Annotated in this window: 16 protein-coding genes; 10 read left to right on the top strand and 6 right to left on the bottom strand. The window is 55.5% G+C overall.

Annotated features, from left to right (window positions below; translation table 11 throughout):
• Positions 1-64 precede the first annotated feature (64 nt).
• The 6 genes from LMS44_RS20925 to LMS44_RS20900 all read left to right on the top strand — a co-directional run bounded on the left by LMS44_RS20925 (position 65) and on the right by LMS44_RS20900 (position 5,039).
• Entirely contained in the window at positions 65-811 is a 747-nt protein-coding gene (locus tag LMS44_RS20925) for a metal ABC transporter ATP-binding protein (RefSeq protein ID WP_022521502.1), read from the top strand.
• Complete coding sequence (locus LMS44_RS20920) at positions 801-1,634, top strand: metal ABC transporter permease (RefSeq protein WP_159177551.1); 834 nt, start codon at positions 801-803, stop codon at positions 1,632-1,634. Before LMS44_RS20925 ends, LMS44_RS20920 begins: the two co-directional genes overlap by 11 nt.
• Positions 1,635-1,707: 73 nt before the next feature.
• The gene (locus tag LMS44_RS20915; protein ID WP_236557387.1) at positions 1,708-2,370 is read left to right on the top strand and encodes a DUF1826 domain-containing protein; all 663 of its coding nucleotides are present in this window, start codon (positions 1,708-1,710) and stop codon (positions 2,368-2,370) included.
• A gap of 123 nt (positions 2,371-2,493) precedes the next feature.
• Positions 2,494-2,973 carry an RNA polymerase-binding protein DksA gene (gene dksA / locus LMS44_RS20910; RefSeq protein ID WP_084625482.1) on the top strand — a complete coding sequence of 160 codons (480 nt, stop codon included), beginning with the start codon at positions 2,494-2,496 and terminating at the stop codon, positions 2,971-2,973.
• A gap of 6 nt (positions 2,974-2,979) precedes the next feature.
• The gene (locus tag LMS44_RS20905; protein WP_041159028.1) at positions 2,980-4,095 is read left to right on the top strand and encodes a CobW family GTP-binding protein; all 1,116 of its coding nucleotides are present in this window, start codon (positions 2,980-2,982) and stop codon (positions 4,093-4,095) included.
• The gene (locus tag LMS44_RS20900) at positions 4,092-5,039 is read left to right on the top strand and encodes a GTP cyclohydrolase I FolE2 (protein WP_278369254.1); all 948 of its coding nucleotides are present in this window, start codon (positions 4,092-4,094) and stop codon (positions 5,037-5,039) included. The genes LMS44_RS20905 and LMS44_RS20900 overlap by 4 nt, the downstream gene beginning before the upstream one ends.
• 92 nt (positions 5,040-5,131) lie before the next feature.
• Here LMS44_RS20900 and LMS44_RS20895 read toward each other — a convergent pair whose 3' ends face one another.
• Positions 5,132-5,872, bottom strand: coding sequence for an HIRAN domain-containing protein (locus LMS44_RS20895; RefSeq protein ID WP_022521508.1), 741 nt, complete (start codon positions 5,870-5,872; stop codon positions 5,132-5,134).
• 1 nt (position 5,873) lies between these two features.
• Positions 5,874-6,863 carry a HipA domain-containing protein gene (locus tag LMS44_RS20890; protein WP_022521509.1) on the bottom strand — a complete coding sequence of 330 codons (990 nt, stop codon included), beginning with the start codon at positions 6,861-6,863 and terminating at the stop codon, positions 5,874-5,876.
• 382 nt (positions 6,864-7,245) lie between these two features.
• Between LMS44_RS20890 and LMS44_RS20885 the strand changes: the two genes are divergently transcribed.
• Positions 7,246-8,520 (top strand): O-acetylhomoserine aminocarboxypropyltransferase/cysteine synthase family protein, encoded by a 1,275-nt coding sequence (locus LMS44_RS20885; RefSeq protein ID WP_041159026.1) that lies wholly within the window; start codon positions 7,246-7,248, stop codon positions 8,518-8,520.
• Positions 8,521-8,858: 338 nt separating this feature from the next.
• Positions 8,859-9,482 carry a hypothetical protein gene (locus LMS44_RS20880; protein WP_041159025.1) on the top strand — a complete coding sequence of 208 codons (624 nt, stop codon included), beginning with the start codon at positions 8,859-8,861 and terminating at the stop codon, positions 9,480-9,482.
• Between the two features lie 69 nt (positions 9,483-9,551).
• Here LMS44_RS20880 and speB read toward each other — a convergent pair whose 3' ends face one another.
• On the bottom strand, positions 9,552-10,454 hold the full coding sequence (gene speB / locus LMS44_RS20875; protein WP_041159024.1) for an agmatinase: 903 nt from the start codon (positions 10,452-10,454) through the stop codon (positions 9,552-9,554).
• Between the two features lie 163 nt (positions 10,455-10,617).
• On the opposite strand from speB, the gene LMS44_RS20870 reads away from it, so the two are divergent.
• Positions 10,618-11,571, top strand: a complete 954-nt coding sequence (locus tag LMS44_RS20870) for a LysR family transcriptional regulator (RefSeq protein ID WP_041159023.1) — start codon at positions 10,618-10,620, stop codon at positions 11,569-11,571.
• A gap of 96 nt (positions 11,572-11,667) precedes the next feature.
• Entirely contained in the window at positions 11,668-12,339 is a 672-nt protein-coding gene (locus LMS44_RS20865) for a response regulator (protein WP_152618922.1), read from the top strand.
• 6 nt (positions 12,340-12,345) lie between these two features.
• Here the strand turns inward: LMS44_RS20865 and LMS44_RS20860 are convergent, their stop codons facing one another.
• From LMS44_RS20860 to ercA, 3 genes are read right to left on the bottom strand one after another with little or no spacing between them, the layout of a single operon-like run.
• Positions 12,346-14,508: an insulinase family protein gene (locus LMS44_RS20860; protein ID WP_052475692.1), complete on the bottom strand. Its 2,163-nt coding sequence runs from the start codon at positions 14,506-14,508 to the stop codon at positions 12,346-12,348.
• Entirely contained in the window at positions 14,501-16,198 is a 1,698-nt protein-coding gene (locus LMS44_RS20855) for a PAS domain-containing hybrid sensor histidine kinase/response regulator (RefSeq protein ID WP_041159021.1), read from the bottom strand. Before LMS44_RS20855 ends, LMS44_RS20860 begins: the two co-directional genes overlap by 8 nt.
• Positions 16,195-17,358, bottom strand: coding sequence for an alcohol dehydrogenase-like regulatory protein ErcA (ercA, locus tag LMS44_RS20850; RefSeq protein ID WP_041159020.1), 1,164 nt, complete (start codon positions 17,356-17,358; stop codon positions 16,195-16,197). Before ercA ends, LMS44_RS20855 begins: the two co-directional genes overlap by 4 nt.
• Positions 17,359-17,419 lie beyond the last annotated feature (61 nt).

Below are 17,419 nucleotides of genomic sequence, written 5' to 3'. Positions count from 1 at the left end.
ACACTCGCCTATGCGATATAGACATGTTATAACATAACAAATACAGAAAAGACGACCTTCAATTATGCGGCTTGCTCAGCCTCCTGATCACGATGCGATTCTGAACGTTCGCCAACTGAACGTTCGTTTCGGCGGACAGCATATCCTCGAGAACATCAATCTCGATTTATATCGGCAACAGGTGGTGACCCTGATTGGCCCTAATGGCTCGGGGAAATCCACACTAGTGAAAACGCTGATCGGTGCGGTAACGCCCACCACCGGCCAGGTGACCATCGCCCCGCAGCAGCGCATCGGTTATGTGCCCCAGCGGCTTCACCTGGATCCTACCTTGCCCATGACGGTCAAGCGTTTTATCAACTTGCCCCGTCGCCACCCCCATCGCAGTGTGCAAAAGGCGCTGGAAGATGCCGGCGCCGAGGCATTGATCAAGGCGGCAATGAGCGAGCTATCGGGCGGCCAGTTCCAACGCGTGCTGTTAGCCCGGGCGCTGCTGGCAAAACCCGATATTCTGATTCTCGATGAAGCGACACAAGGGCTTGATCACCGAGGTACCGCTGAGTTCTACCAGCATATCGAAAGCGTGCGCCGCAGCTACGGCTGCGCTGTACTGATGGTCAGTCACGACCTCCACGTCGTGATGCGTACCGCCGATCATGTGCTGTGCCTGAATCGTGTTATCTGTTGCGAGGGCAAGCCCGAGCAGGTGGCCTCATCGCCGGACTATCAGGCGCTGTTTGGCGATCAGACCGCCCAGACCTTAGCCTTCTACCGCCACCATCAGCATGAGGAGGCCGCCAATGCTGGATGATTTTATGTGGCGGGCGATGATCGCCGGTGTATTAGTGGCCATGGCCGCCGCCCCGTTGGGGTGTTTCGTGGTGTGGCGGCGTATGGCCTACTTCGGCGATGCGACCGCCCACGCCGCCATTCTGGGCGTGGCGTTAGCGCTGTTATTGGACGTCTCCATCTTCTTAGGCGTACTGACGGTCGCCCTTGTGATGGCAAGCTGTGTGTCAATGCTCAGTGGGCGTGGCTATGCCATGGATACCTTGCTCGGGGTAATGGCGCACTCGGCTCTGGCCATCGGCCTGGTGGCGGTGTCGTTTCTGGCCGGCGTACGCATCGACCTGAGTGCCTATCTGTTTGGCGATATTCTGGCCGTTGGGAAAACGGATATCTGGATTATCGGCGGCGGAGTGGCGCTGGTGCTGACTCTGCTTTTCTGGCGCTGGTCCTCGTTATTGACCGCCACGTTGAGCGACGAGCTTGCTTATGCCAGCGGCATCCACCCACGGCGCGAACAGCTGGTACTCACCCTGGCACTCGCGGTGGTCGTCGCCGTGGCGCTGAAAGTAGTGGGCGTGCTGCTGATAGCCGCCTTGTTGATCATCCCAGCGGCCACCGCCCGGCCTTTTTGCCGTACGCCAGAAGCGATGACGGTTCTGGCCGCGGGGATTGCCATACTGGCGGTGACGGCAGGGCTGAGAACTGCATATGTGATGGATACCCCGACCGGCCCAACGATAGTCACGCTCGCCGCTGTGCTGTTTACCCTGGCGACGGTTGTGACCCAAGGCTGGCGCTTATTGCGTCAGCGCCTCCAGCCCGCGTCCTGTCATTCCGGTAAATAGTGCGGTGGAAGCAGTGACAACCTCCTTTGCCGTATACCCCCTTAGTTCATTAACAGCGCTTATGGAGTCATTGATGTCTTCGCTTATGCCTGCAGTACCTGCTGCTCAATTGACGTTGCCAGACCATGCCGCCAGGGGTCACGACATCAGCGTGTTGCCGCGTATCTTTGAAGACGCCATTAACATCGCGATCTTCCAGCGCCCGCTGCCCACCGATATTGCCTTTAGCGCCCAGGCGCAGTGCCAAACGGATCGTGCCTGGCAATATAGCTGGCTTGGTCACCCCGATGAAGCCTTCATCGCCGATTTGCGCCGTCACATGCCCGCCCCGGGCGCGGCTTCCTCGCTGATTGAGGATATGGCGACGATCGCCGAAGCCATCGCCTTTCTGTTTGACACCCAAACCGTCGGCATTCGCCTGCGCCTGCTCAATAGCGCCATGTGCCCGCGCTTTCACTGCGATAACCTCCCCGTGCGCATGGTGACTACCTATTTTGGGCCGGGCAGCGAATGGCTGCCCGAGCACGCCATTAACCGCGAGGGCCTGGGCGCGCCGCACCCCGAGCGACCCGATATCGCAACCGATACCAGCGCTATTCAACACCTTTCGCCGGGGGACATAGCGTTAATCAAAGGAAGCGGCTGGGTAGGCTGCGAAGAGCGGGGCCTGGTGCATAGAAGCCCTGCGCTGGAAAACGGTAGCAAACGACTACTCATGACCATTGAGCCTGCTTAATAGCCGCTATCTCAGCAGCTATCTCGACCACTGGGAACGATCATCGACGAGTGCAGTTATGTCTTGATCAGGTCAATATCGCGAGAACAATGAATGGGTAACCAAAGTATGAATGTGCAACATATGAGTAACCAAAATACGGATGAAAAGGCGGTCAACGTTGACTGGGAGAATGAGTCATCTGAAAAAGCATGGGAAGCCAAGCTATTAGCCATGCCCACCAGTGACTATATGAACGATGAACAGCTGCAGTTCTTTCGTCATCGTCTGCTTGCCGAGCGAAGTGAACTTGAGGTGCACTTAAAAGAGATCAAGACCGCAATTGCCTCCCATGAGCGAGATAGCGATGAAGCGGATCAAGCCTCGTTTGAAGAGGAGTTGCGTCTAGCTCTTCGCCAAGCCGATCGGGAAAGCCGCTTGCTTAGCAACATTGAGGCGGCATTAAAAAGAATTGAGAACGGCGAGTACGGTTACTGCGAAGAGACCGGCGAACCTATCGGGCTCCCAAGGCTGTTTTTTAGGCCTACAGCGAAACTATGCATTGAAGCCAAAGAGCGTCAGGAGAGTAAAGAACACCACTATCGTAAAGCCAGGTGGGAGTGAGCCGTTATGCGGGAGCCACCATTAATCCCGATCAATGTACTGACCGGTTTCCTCGGCAGTGGAAAAACCACGCTACTCAACCGCTGGGTACACCAAACCTCCATGGCCAATACCCTGATGGTGATTAACGAGTTTGGCGCCATCGGGTTGGATCATCAATTGATTACCCAAAGCGATGAGCAGGCGGTGATCGAAATGAGCAGCGGATGCTTGTGCTGCACGCTACGGGGCGACCTTAGTCGCACGCTACAACAAGCATTGGAAGATCTGGAGGCCCAAGACAAAGCCCTACCGTCTCGGGTAGTGATCGAGACCACCGGGCTGGCATCGCCTACCTCGCTGCTGCAACTATTGATGACGGATCACTGGCTGGCGCACCGCTTTAAGCTGGATAGTGTGGTGTGCTGCGTCGATGCGGCGAACGGCATGGGGACTCTTGATGCACACCGGGAGTCGCAGCAGCAGGTGGCGGTGGCCGAAAAGCTATTAATCACCAAAACTGACCTGGCCAGCGAGGAGACGGTTTCCCAGTTGGCTAATCGACTGGCTCGACTCAACCCAGCGGCTGAGCAGTGGCAGGTAATCAACGGCGAACTTTCGGCGGACTTGTTAGTGGGGGCAGGGCTGGCCCGCCATGCTCCTGATGCCGACACGGGCAACGACGCTCACAAGGATGCCCAGGCGTATCAGGTCGAGAAGTGGCTCAAAGCAGGCAGTTACACCGTGCATCAAGCAGCGCCTTTAACGCCCCGGCTGCTCACCGGCGCGCCGCTCGGTTCTTATCAGCCCGAAGGCAACTCCCACAGCGACAACATTAAATCGTTCTGCTTTAGTGTTAACGAGCTTATTGAGCCTGAGGTGCTGGAAAATTGGTTGGATATTTTGATGTCGCTAATGGGCGATAAAATGCTGCGCATTAAAGCCATTGTCCATCTTACTGACAGGGATACGCCACTCGCACTGCACGGTGTGCAACATATTTTTCATCCACCCGCGCCGCTGCCCAAGAACAGCGTGGGAGACCGTGTATCTCGCTTTGTATTTATTACCCAAAACGTGACGCCGGAAACAGAGGCTGAGTTGTACCGCTTTTTTCATGCATCCCAAGAGGTGGCCCAATGACTGTTTTAACCCTGCCTGATGTAGCCAGACAAACCGCCCGCTCACCGGCCGCTTTGACCTGGGTAGGCATGGAGGGCATCGCACTCCCCATCCGACTAGGCAGCCGCAGTGTGACGGCCAAACTCAACGCAGGGGTCAGCCTGGATGACGCTGATGCACGGGGAATCCATATGTCCCGGCTGTATTTGGCGTTGGCACCGCTTGAAGAAGCACCGCTGACACTTCCAGTGGTTAAGGGCGTATTGAATGCATTTTTAACCAGCCAAGATGGCTTATCGCAGCATGCTTATCTAAGCATCGAAGGCGAGCTTCCGCTTAAGCGGCAAGCCTTGATCAGCCCTTTAGCCGGGTGGAAAAGTTACCCCTTCACCTTGCGCTGCCAATTAACGCACGCTGGCTTTCAGGCTGAACTCGACCTTACAGTGTGGTATTCGTCCACCTGCCCCTGCTCGGCGGCGCTGGCAAGGCAGCTGATTCAGCAGGCCTTTGAGGAAGATTTTGCGGAAATCCCGTTAACCAAATCTGCGGTATCTGCGTGGCTAGGTAGCGAAGAAGGGATACTCGCAACGCCCCATAGTCAGCGCAGCAGTGTCGAATGCAGTTTGCGGTTATCTGAAAGCGAAAACGGAGAATGGCCCCTCGCGGATTCTATTGAAAACTCGATTGACCGTATCGAGCGAGCACTCGGTACCGCGCTGCAAACCGCGGTAAAACGTATCGAGCGAGCACTCGGTACCGCGCTGCAAACCGCGGTAAAACGTATCGATGAACAGGCCTTTGCCCTCGCCAATGGACAAAACCTGATGTTCTGTGAAGACGCGGCCAGGCGGCTGGATAAAGCACTACGGCAAGCGCCGGGGGTATCTGGGTTTCAGCTCAAGGTCGTGCATGCTGAAAGCCTGCACGCCCATGACGCGGTGGCGCGCAGTGAGTGGAATTGGTAAACGTGTTTGGACTGTTTCTGGCCTACTCGCGCTATGCAAAGCGCAAGCAGCAAGGGGAGCTCCAGATAATGGAGTATTCAGCATCAATGGGTCTAAGCTTGCATTTTTAGCGCTTGAAAGGGTAGGTCGCCTCTTAAAATACGCGTCAGAATATAGACAAGCGGGCGTTCTGATGTCCCGTTGGTGCGAAATACTTCCCCTTCGAGGGTCGCGCCTTCTTTTAACATGCGGTGCAGCATGTCGAGGTTTCCTCTCGGGACATAGCCCAGTTTGCACCCAGCGCTTTCGATGCGGATAGCATCAGCATCCACAGGGTTCTCAGGTTCGGGGACAAATTGAACACTGCTGCCTACCTGTAAATCTGTTATCTCAAGCTGTGATTCGTGCCGAAAGCCTGCTATTTCGATTAATACCTCGAAGGTTTCAGGTGGGTTGTCGAAAGGGTGAACAAGTTCAAAACCGTCATTGGGTAGCTTGGCGCCACTGTAACCCAGTAAAGCGAAGTCGCTAATGTTGGCATCCTCTGGGATAGCGCGCAGTTCCAGATAACGCCCAAAATCACGACGACTGCGTGGCGGCAAGCGGCGAGTGAAAGCTTCCAATACTTGATGATTGTGCTCTGCTTGCCTCATAGAAAATGCCGGGTAGCCTCGAAAGCCCAAAAGCTTTGCTTCTGCCATCTCTGAGCTATCCAGGGCATACACCAGAACCACGTTATTGTCCCGCTTGACCAATTCTCCCACTAGATAGCGAGAGCGCATTTTGCTCTCGCGTGCCTGCCAATAAAGCAGCAGCCGGTGTGGTTCCACCAAGTGTTCGATTAAGCGGGTCATATCAGTTCTCCAGAGCCTGTAAAAGGCGCTCTCTCCTTGTCAGAGTCAAAAACGCTATGAAGTCAGCACGTTCTTGGGTAATGGGATGTGGGGTGTCAAAGTAAGTTAAGTCATTCAGGATGTCTCTAAGGTCATCATCGCACCAACGTTGTAAGCGTTCTATCAGTATTGGTCGAATAGCAGGGAATTGCTGACAATACTGAGTAACACCCTGAATAAGCGGCAGGCGCTTTTTGTCGCCTTTGGCCCAGCGCATGTGGTGCTGCCCTCTGTTAAGGTAGGCATTGAATTCATTATGGTCGCGCATCATGCGCTGCATTTTCTGGGGCTGCAACTCGTGACCGAGGCTGGTGCCATTATCAAAGTAGGGCGTGTAACGGGCAGTTGGGCCGTTTTCTCCCCAAATCAATCCCCAATTCTCTTGATGGCGATCAGTGTTGCCAATTAACGCATCAAAACATAGGCAAAGCCCCCAGTATTGTCGCCAATCATGGGTAAGCCATCCGCCTCTCTCTAGCACACGGCTTAGTTCGATAATGGATGTTAAATTATGCTGCCTGCCTTTATCTATATCAAACGCTGGTATAAGCCGTTGCAAGTAATCTACGCCAGCAACATAGCGATCTTCCCTGCTATCGGCATAGCCAATAAACCACTCGTTGACTGTACCTGGCTCGTTTCGAGACGAGTCAAAGGCAACAAAAACGGGTGGTAGGGTAAGGCCCATTAATCGGCCGATATGAAAAGCGATTACCTCCGCCCAATATTGATCGGGGTATCGTGGCTCAGAGCTTTTCGCGCTTTTAATAGCTTCTTTAAATAAATATCGATGTCCAGGAACACAGAAATCATATGGGGCGGGGTCGGGACAGACGCGGAGTGATTTGTCACGAGCGCCTACTGGGAAGACTTCATAATCTTGGTGAACATCCCAGCCTGTGATGTCAATCACCTGGTCTGGTCGTTGATGAATGTCTTCACGGTTAATCATGGTGTCATTCCTCTTCACCTGAAAATAAAAAAGTCCTCCCGTAGCTTCACCATATTGCAGATCAACTGATCGAGGGCACGATACCTTTAACCTCACTTAAACACTAAATTAAACATATAGCGTACAACCATGAAATACCCTCAGACGCCGCAAGGCGGAGGAATAAAACGCTTCGTTAGATGCCTAGCGTAGCCAGGGATACAGCTTAAGGTTGTGCATACGGGAAGCTTGCACGCCAACAATGCAGTGGCGCGCAGTGAGTAGTGTTGGTTAACGTGTGTGGTCTCGCCTGGTAGATCGGAGACGAACGATTGTTGGCCTTCCTCGCAGCGCTTGTTTAGGATCAATAGCGGATCTCAACAAAAACTAGCGAGCCGTTCTCATGAAGCCAGAAACCATTGCCCTCCACCATGGCTATTCGCCTGATTCACAAAACGCCGTGGCGGTGCCGATTCATCAAACCACGTCGTTTTCCTTCGACAACGCGCAGCACGCGGCGGATCTCTTTGATCTTAAAGTCGAAGGAAACATTTACTCGCGCATTATGAACCCGACCTGCGCCGTGTTGGAGCAACGGGTAGCCGCGTTGGAAGGCGGTATCGCTGGGCTAGCGGTGGCATCGGGAATGGCAGCGATCACCTATGCGATTCAGACCATTGCTGAAGCGGGCGATAACATTGTCTCGATCAGCGAGCTGTATGGCGGTACCTACAACCTGTTTGCCCACACCTTGCCGCGCCAAGGCATTCAGGTGCGTTTTGCCGACAAAGACGATATTGATGGCATCGAAGCGCTGATCGATGAGCGTACCAAAGCGGTTTTCTGCGAAAGCATTGGTAACCCCTCGGGTGGCGTGGTCGACCTAACAAAGCTCGCCGAAGCGGCGCATCGTCATGGGGTGCCGGTAATAGTTGATAACACCACGGCGACGCCGTTCTTATGTCGGCCGATTGAGCACGGGGCGGATATTGTCGTCCACTCGGCGACCAAATATATCGGCGGCCACGGCACCACGGTGGGCGGTGTGATTGTTGATTCAGGCACCTTTCCCTGGGCCGAGAATGCCAGCCGCTTTCCGCTACTCAACGAGCCTGATGTCTCCTATCACGGTGTGAGCTATACCCGTGATGTGGGCGATGCGGCCTTTATTGCCCGCGCCCGGGTGGTGCCGCTACGTAATATGGGCGCGGCGCTTTCTGCTCAAGCGGCCTGGAACCTGCTCCAGGGATTGGAAACGCTGTCACTACGGATTGAGCGTATCTGTGCCAATGCCTTAGCGGTTGCCAAGCATCTGGAAAGTCATCCGTTGGTCACCTGGGTGCATTATGCTGGCTTGGAAAACCATCCCGATCATGCGCTGGCCCAGCGTTATATGAACGGCCATGCCTCGGGGATTCTTAGTTTTGGCATTGAAGGTGGGCAGGCCGCTGGTGAGCGCTTCTACGATGCGCTGGCGCTGATTCTTCGCCTGGTGAATATCGGCGATGCCAAAAGCTGTTCTTCCATTCCCGCCTCTACCACGCACCGCCAACTCAACGAGCAGGAACTAAAAGCCGCTGGTGTCACGCCGGATATGGTGCGCCTATCGATCGGCATCGAGCATATCGACGATCTGCTGGCGGATATTGATCAAGCGCTGGCGGCCTCTCAAGGGTAGCGCAGAACTGATTCAAAACCCGTCCAATAACAAGTGGCGTTAGGTGTAGGCCTAGCGTCATGTTGTTTACGACATCAGCTTACAATAGTTAGAATCATTAAGCTGGCTTAACCTCCGCAATCAACTCTGCCTAGCGCTAGCATCTGCTCGACTGCGACCAGTATCTCGAGCCAGTTCTGCTCGTTTTAGCATATGTACAATGCTTATTGCGACGTTTGAGTTGATGAAGTTTCTTTCGGTGCTGAATTCGAACTAATGGCCAGTACTTCAAACGAGAAAGTTGTAGCGGAAGAGCTGCGCGGTTTCGAGATGACTGTTAATTTACAAGGAGAAATGCCATGAAAAAGCTACCTTCGTACTGCGGGATGCTGCTTGCTAGTGCTTTGGTGCTGCCCGTATCGACTGTCGCGGTGGCCGATGAGGTCGTCGAACAGATCGAGTTGGGTCTTGAACTCTATCAGGAAGAGGATTATGGCGGCGCCCTCACCGAACTCGAGTTCGCGATAAGCGACATTCGCAAACTGCAGTCGGGCCGTCTCGCCGAGACCTTCCCCACGCCGCCTGAAGGTTGGGAGGCTGAGGATGCCGAATCCGATGGCGGTGGCGCCGCGGCTATGATGGGCGGCGGAGCCATGCTTGAACGCCAGTACAGTGAAAGCGATGGCAGTGGCCGGCTTAAGGCAAGCATAATGATCGACAACCCCATGGTTCAGGGCATGGCTGCACTGTTCAACAACCCGGCCATGTTGACCGCCCAACCTAATACCGAGCGGGTTCGCATGGGCCGTGAATCGGCCATCGTCAAGTGGGAGCCCAACCGCTCTCAAGCTGAGGTCACCATGTTGCTTGATGGGCGCATTCTGATCCAGGTGGAGGGGGAGAACTTGGCATCCCAGGATATGGCGGTGGAGCTAATGCGCAGTTGGGATATCGACGCAGTGCGTGAACAAGCCGGTCGCTAGCATTGCTGAGGCGATCGATAACCCAATAGCAGGTGCTAGAGCACTAATGGCGCCCTTTACGTTCAGCCATCAAGCGCTCTTAGATGCTGCCAGCGTATACAAAAATTCCAGCCCTAATGTCGCGGCGGCAAGCGAGGTAATGTCGCCGTGATCGTAGGCGGGGTTCACTTCCACCACGTCCATACCGACCAGTTCCATGCCTACCATGCCACGGATCACTTTCAGCATCAGGTCGGTGGACATGCCGCCGCACACCGGTGTACCGGTACCAGGGGCGTAGGCGGGGTCGAGGCCGTCAATATCCAGGGTAACGTAGGCCGGGTGATAACCGACGCGGGCACGAATGCGCTCAAGCACGGCCGCGGCACCGTGGTCATTGACCCAGTCCGCATCCAGCACCTCGTAAGGGTGGTTGTGGCGGTCGTAGCTGGTGCGAATGCCAATTTGCAGCGAGTGCTCGGGCACAACTAGTCCTTCTTTGAGGGCGTGGTGAAAAATGGTGCCGTGGTCAAAGCGCGTGCCTTGCTCGTAGGTGTCTGTGTGGGCGTCAAAATGGATCAGCGCCAGCGGGCCGTGTTCCCGGGCGTGGGCGCGCAGTAGCGGCAGGCTAATGTAGTGGTCGCCACCCAGGGTAAGCATCTTTTTACCCGCGCTTAACCAACGATTGGCGTGAGTCTCCAGGTTATCGACTAGACTTTCGGGCTCACCATAAGCGTAATCAACGTTGCCTGCATCGCACACCTTGAGGCGCTCTTCCAAAGCAAAGTCCCATGGCCAGCGCTTGCCTTCCCAGATCAGGTTAGCGGTACTTTGACGAATAGCATTCGGCCCCATGCGGGTGCCAGAACGGCCAGAACAAGCAAGGTCAAAAGGAACGCCACTCACCACAACGTCGGCGTCGGTTGCCTTAGGATCCGTTGCTTTTGCTACGCCCATAAAGGTAGAAATCACATCGCCATAAAGGCTGGGCATGGTTTGTGTTTGTGGGTGGGTCACCGGTGTGCTTCTCCTTGCGTGCTGGATTATCGTTGATAGTCGCGTGTGGCGAATAAGCAGCAGACAATAAGCAATTACCAGTGATAAATTAAATGAATGTTTAGAATTTAACCATTCGTGATATGAATAATGAGAAGCTATGCGCTCGCTACGCCATTTCGACCTAAATCTACTGCTGGTATTTGAGGCGCTGATGCACGAGCGTCACGTCACTCGCGCGGCAGAAACGTTGCATTTAAGCCAGCCAGCCTTGAGCCATGCCTTAAAACGGCTGCGTGAATCGCTGGATGATCCACTGCTAGTGCGCACCGAAAACGGTATGCAGCCGACACCCCGAGCACTTGAGCTGCTGCCCGTGGTGCAACAGGCGCTAGCGATGCTACGCCAAGGTCTTGCGCCCCCCGCGATGTTTACGCCTGCCAACAGCACACGACGCTTTACGCTCGCCACCACGGATTACTTTGAAGAGGTCATGTACCCGCTCTTTTTAAGTCAGCTGTTGTGTTATGCGCCGGGCATTAGCTTTTCCATTGAGCTGATTACCCCGGATGTGCTGAGTGAGGGGTTGGAACAGCGCCAAATTGATATGGTGGTAGGGCTGGATAGCCAAAGCGCGTTGCCCAGTGGCGTGATTCAGACCCCCTGGATGGATGAGGAGCTGGTCTGCTTGGCTGCTACCCATAATGATCGCGTGGGCGATGGGCTGAATATTGGTCAGTTTGCGAATGCGCTCCATGTGGAGCTGGCGGATATTAGCGGACTGCGCCCCAGTAATATCGATAGCTGCTTGGTTCAACACGGCTTAACCCGCCGTGTCATCTCTAAAAATCTCAACTACATCGCCGCGGCGCGGGTGGTGGCGCTGACGGAAGCGATCATGACGCTGCCACGTCAGATGGCTGAGCGCTTTGTCATGATGCTGCCGGTGCGTATGGTGGAGCCGCCCAAAGAGCTCCCAACGCTGAAAATGACTCTGATCCAGCATGGGCTGTTTGCCAATGAGCCTGCTCTCATCTGGCTAACTCAATCACTGATCGAGTTCGCCGACACATTCCGGCAGCAAGCCTCTTCAGGGGCACTGCGGCCCGCTTGATGGTTGGAAGTAGCTTCAATAAAGGCGAGTGACTTAGTAGAGTGTCAGCAAAGACGCAGTAAGCGGGATTTAGCTAAACCACAGGCAACCATAATAATGACAGCAATGTATAAACTCCTGATTGCCGACGATCACCCCCTGGTACGTGACGCTATGGCGCGCGTGATTCGTGAAGCTTACGCAGATGCTGAGATTGTCGAGGTGGAAGATTTTGATGCGGCTCTTGCTCATGCCCAGCAAGAGCCTGATCTTGACTTGATATTGCTAGATTTAAATATGCCTGGCATGAATGGGTTTACGGGCCTTTTGCGGCTGCGTAACGAGCAGCCTACGATTCCAGTAGTGATTGTTTCTGCGGAAGAGGATAAGCAGATTATTCTTCAGGCGGTCTCTTGTGGTGCAGCGGGGTTTATCCCCAAATCATTGCCCCGTGATCAGATGCGCCATGCCATTGCCCAGGTGCTGGAAGGCAATATCTTTCTACCTGCCGATGCCATGCGCGCGCCGGACAGTATTCGTAAGCGTCGCCACCAGGAGCAGGGTTTTACTGCGGAACAGCTGCGCCAACTGACCCGCAAACAGCTACAGGTGTTGGAACACATGACCCGCGGTGAATCTAACAAGATGATTGCCTATCATCTCAATATCGCGGAAACCACGGTGAAAGCCCATGTGTCGGCGATCTTGCGCAAGCTGGGTGTGACCAGCCGCGTACAAGCAATTTTATCGGCCAACGATATCGATTTTTCTCAGTTCCTCAAGCGCTGACTCGCCTCAATCGTTGACGCGATAGTGGCCAGTACTATCTAACCAGTGGGTTTGCCAGTGGCCGTGGGTGTTTATCAGAGTGAGTAACTCGTTAAGCGCCTGTGAGTTGGTGCTTTGCTGCCCAAGCCGATGCAGTGGCTGATCAGTGCCTGACAAGAGGCTTTGCCACTGGGTAATCAGCGCGGCGAGGGGCGTTTCAGGCCGTGTTAGAGAGTGTTTAAGAGAGGTTGGCGTCTGTAGGATATCTTCCGCCGCTTGCCACAGGGCATCGGTGATGGAGAGTAGTTTTTTCCCTACAGGTTCAGCGTCTTCACTGGTTTGCACCACATAGCCAAGTGAGCAGGGCGCACCGTCGCTTCTGCGTACCGCCGCGACATACCCCAAGTGATGGTCATACCGCGCCTGCTGAAAAAAGGCCGCGCTGTGGTGCTGCTCAGCAAGGACTAATAGCCAGCGCTGGGTGGGCGTGCCCGGTAAGCTCAGTGTGCGCATGATGGCTGTGCTGGCCGACCCATTGATAGAAGGCGTCTGCACAGAACGTGTTGCTATGCGGCTGGCCAAATCTGCAAGCGCGTGGCAAACGACATCTGCATCTGCTTCATGGGAAACCCATACCGCAGGCGTGGCAGGCAGCGGTGTTAAGCGCTGTACCAACCGCTGAGCCAGAAGCCCTTGGGGGACAATTGCCGTATTAACATTCGCTTCTTTCAGCAAGGTTTGCATGGCAACTGTCGCTCCCTCCCCCACGGTTATCACCCAACTGCCCTGGGCTAGTTGCATGTGCTGGCATATCACGCCGCTGCGTGCGCACCGTTTGGCAGCCAGAGGGGCGGGAAGGAACATTGCGTTGGGTATAAAACAGGCTGCCCAGGTGGTGTCGGCAAGTGAGGCGAAATCATCGCTGACACCATACTGGCCGCACCAACGCTGCACATGTGGGACGGCCGCCAAGTGTGCTGCATCGTCAGCATGCTGGAACGTTGTAGGCGCGCTATAAACTAGCCAGTGGGGAACTGGCCAGCGATCCCTGGTGGGGAAATATGGTTGAGCTGCTGTATTGGCAGCAAGCCGCCGCGCCAATGCTTGCTGGCGCGCATAGACAAACCACGCCGCCGCCAGTTGCACGGTACCGGCAGGGGGCCGCCAAACGGTGCGGTGATCAATAGGGGCCGTCGCGAGCGGGGCTGCTAGACGTTCGCTGAGGAAAGCCTCAAGCACTTCCAGTCGCTCCTGCGGCGCGGTACCGGTTAACGCCAAGCTGAAGGTGTCTGTAGCCCCGGTTGGGGCGGCAGTCGCGTGGTAGTCGATAATCGAGTTAGCTAACTGATCCACCAGGTAGCCTTGGTTTAACGAATCAGCAACGTCGCTAAGGGCGTTAAACTGATGACGTGAAACGGACGATGGTAGCGGCCACAATAGCTCAACGGCGTGGGCCGTCCCGACCACCTTCGCGCGGGGCAGGCTGCCCCAGCGGGGCGTAATGGCAAGCGCCGGAGCGTTGGGTGGTAGCGGGTTAAACAGCGTTGCCATGCGTTGAATAAGGCGGGTCACCGCTTCTGTGGCCCTGGGGCTGATAATTGCAATGCTAACGCGGCCGCCGTGGTAGTGGTTGCGGTGAAACGTGGTCAGCGCCTCATGAAGCAACCAAATGTGATGGCCCAGCGTTTGTGCGTTGCCGTGGCGGCAGCCAGCACCGATATGCTGCGGGTCACTGAGCGTGGCGATGGCTGATAGCCGTTGCATTGCCGAGCTGTGTTGGCGGGCCTGCCATTCGGCGTCAATGGCGGCGACTTCGGTGCGAATGGTCGGCGGCGAAATAGTGGGCGTGGCCAACTGGCTGGCAACAGTGAGAGCCGCCGCTTCTAGGCTGTCTGCCGGGATCGAGAGATGCACATCGGTGACGTAGTCATCGGTGTGGGCGTTCAGGCTGCCCTGGTGCTGGGCAAACCAAGTGAGCAGGCTGGTGTTAGAGGAGGCTGTCAGTGGTGCAGTGGTGAGCACGTGCTCCAGTAAGTGGGCCAGACCTGGTAGGGTGGAAGGCTCATCCAAATAGCCCGCTGCAATAGTGATGCTAACGTGGGCATGGGTTAAATGGGGTGCGTGGGCCAGCATGCCCTGCACGCCGTTAGGCAGGGAGATGCAGGTCTGTGGGAAGCGTAGGTTAGCCATTGAGCAGGCTGCGTAGTAGTGCGCGCAGTTTGCCGGGGCGTACCGGCTTGTTTAACTGCGGCACGCCGGCATTGCGTAACCGCCTTTGCCAGTGATCAGAGCGGTCGGCACTGATAATGGCTGCGGGTAAGTGCGGGTCATGCCAATGGTGGCGAAGTTGTCGTATGGCCTCCAACCCGGTCACGCTATCGTCTAAGTGCAAGTCGACCAGCAACATATCCGGCGCCTCCAAGCAGGCTTTGGCGGCCACCATATCCAGCGCGGTATCGCAACTGACCTGCCATTCACTTAGCAACAGCGCCATGCCTTCAAGAATGGCTGGTTCGTTATCCAGGATCAGTACGCGCACCCCTTCGAACTCGGCGTCAGCGGAAAACGGCGCGCTGGGGGTGGGTATTTGGCTAAAGGAAACAGCGCTGGCACGGGGCACCCTAACCGCAAAACAGGAGCCTTGGCCGGGTGCAGAGCGCACAGAAAGCGGGTGCTCAAGGCGCTGGCTAATCCGTTCCACAATCGCAAGCCCTAGGCCAACGCCCTGGCGATCGCGCGCGCGGGTGGCATTGAGTTGATGAAATTCGCGGAAAATAAGCTGGTAGTCGCTTTCGGGAATACCAATACCGCTATCGACGACGTTTATAGCCAGGCTGGTGTCACCGTGGCGTCGTACGCCTAGGCAAATGCCGCCACGCTGGGTATAGCGGCAAGCATTAGCCAGAAAGTTGCGCACAATACGGCTGAGTAGATGAGGGTCGCTGGTCACCGCTTGATGGCAGGGCACATAGCGCAGCGTTAACCCTTTTCGTTGCGCCACGGGGGCAAACTCGTCAGCGAGATTGCTAAGAATATCGTCGAGATTAAAGTGGCGTAGTTGCGGCTGTACCTGGCCGTGATCCAGTTTTGAAATATCCAAGAGATCGGAAAGAATCGCTTCGGCGCCTTCCAGCGAGTTTTGCACCCTCTCAACCAGGGCTAGATTATCGCTGTCGTTCAAGCGCTCCTGTAGTGAGGCCACCAATAAGCGTGCAGCGTTCATGGGTTGCAGTAGGTCATGGCTAGCGGCGGCTAGGTAGCGGTCTTTGCTGAGGTTGGCAAACTCGGCAGCATCGCGCGCGCTTCTAAGCTCCTCATTGAGTCGTTCAAGTGCCTGGGTGCGATCAGCTACCCGGGCTTCCAAGTGGGCGTTGAGTGTTTCTAAGTGCTGGCGGGCGCGCTCACGCTCGGTAATATCTGCCACAAAGCCTTCGATCAGGTCTTCGTCTCCGGCAAGCTCGGCGGGCTTTTTGATCAGCGTAATGGCGACGGGAACTTGGTGATCAGAAGCTCCTTGCAGCAAGGTGGTTTGGCCTGTTACGTGCCCTTGAATGAGCAGCAGGTCGCGCAGCTGTTGCCCAGTGGTAGCATTAACAAAGAGCGCGTCAAAGCGGGCACAGCGCTCCAGGGTATGCGCTACGCTGCTATCGTCAAGCATGGCGGCAAGTGCCGGGTTGGCGGCGCGCAGTTTGCCAGAGAGCGATGCCTGAAAAATGCCGTGTAGAGCGTTTTCAAACAGCCATTTATAGCGATTGCGCTCAACTTCAAGCTCTTCTAAGCGCACTGAAAGCTCGCGATAGTAGCTTTTGCGCGCCGACTGCTGACCCAGCCCGAGCAGATCGCTGACCGAAAAGCCCGAAGGATCGTTGGCTTTTTTCATAGCGCCTCTTCGTACACCACCGCTACATCCCTTGAGTTGGAACGGCGCGGGTTGGTCAAAATACAAGGGTCGCCCAGCGCGTGGTTGGTGAGGAACGGCACGTCGCTGCGTGAGACGCCCATCTTGCTAAGCGTGCCTCCCAGACCAACCGCATGTTTTAAATCGACTAAGTACCGGAACAGCGATTTTTTGATCTGCTGCTGTGACAGCCCTCGGCAGTCGATACCGACGGCTTCGGCGACCCGCTTAAAACGATCGGGGGCGGCATCATAGTTATAGGCCACCACATGCTCTAACAGCATAGCGTTGCACAAACCGTGGGGGAGATCCAAGAAGCCGCCCAAACTATGCGACATAGCGTGTACTGCGCCCAATATAGCGTTTGAGAACGCCAAGCCCGCTTGCATGCTGCCCAGCATTACCTGAGCGCGCAGCTCGCCATCGGTAGGGTTCGCCACCAGCGCCTCAAGATGGCTGCTGATCAAACGCATGGCTTCCAAGGCGTGGGTGTCGGTGAGCGGGCCGCTGCCGGTTGAAACGAACGCTTCAATGGCATGCACTAACGCGTCGACCCCGGTACAAGCGGTCAGGTAGGGCGACATGGTCATGGTGACTTCAGGATCGATCAGCGACACATCCGGCACGACGGCCTTGCTGATAATCGAGAATTTCATGCGCCGCTGCTGATCAGAAATAATCGCAAACTGGGAAATATCCGCCGAGGTGCCCGCCGTTGAAGGAATAAAAATCAGCGGAGGAATCGGCACGCGAATAGTATCAACGCCTTCAAAATCGAGAATGTGCCCGCCGTGGGCCGTGACGATGCCAATCCCCTTGGCGCAGTCCATCGGGCTGCCACCGCCTATCGCCACAATCGCCTTGCAGCCGGTTGCACGATAGATCTCGGCACCGGCCATAATCTCATCTACCCGGGGGTTGGGGGAGACGGCGGTAAAACGCTCAACGGCAATGTTGGCTTCCAGCAGTTTGGCTTCAATATCGGCCACCCAGCCTGCCAGCAGTACGCCAGGATCAGAGACCAGAAGTACCTTTTCTGCCCCAAAAGTAGAGACGTAATTGCCTGCCGCGTGGCGGGCACCGTCGCCAAAAATAATTTCAGGCGCGACAAACTTACGAAGTTGCGTGAGTGGCGAAGTCATGGGGCGGTCTCGTTTATAATTGTTAACCATTATCTTAAGCACCTTAGGAGATTGTTGCGTT

The sequence above is a fragment of the Halomonas profundus genome, assembly GCF_020865425.1.
Lineage (GTDB): Bacteria > Pseudomonadota > Gammaproteobacteria > Pseudomonadales > Halomonadaceae > Vreelandella > Vreelandella titanicae.
Note: the sequence above shows the minus strand (reverse complement) of the source record. Positions and strands in the feature narration are given on the sequence as shown.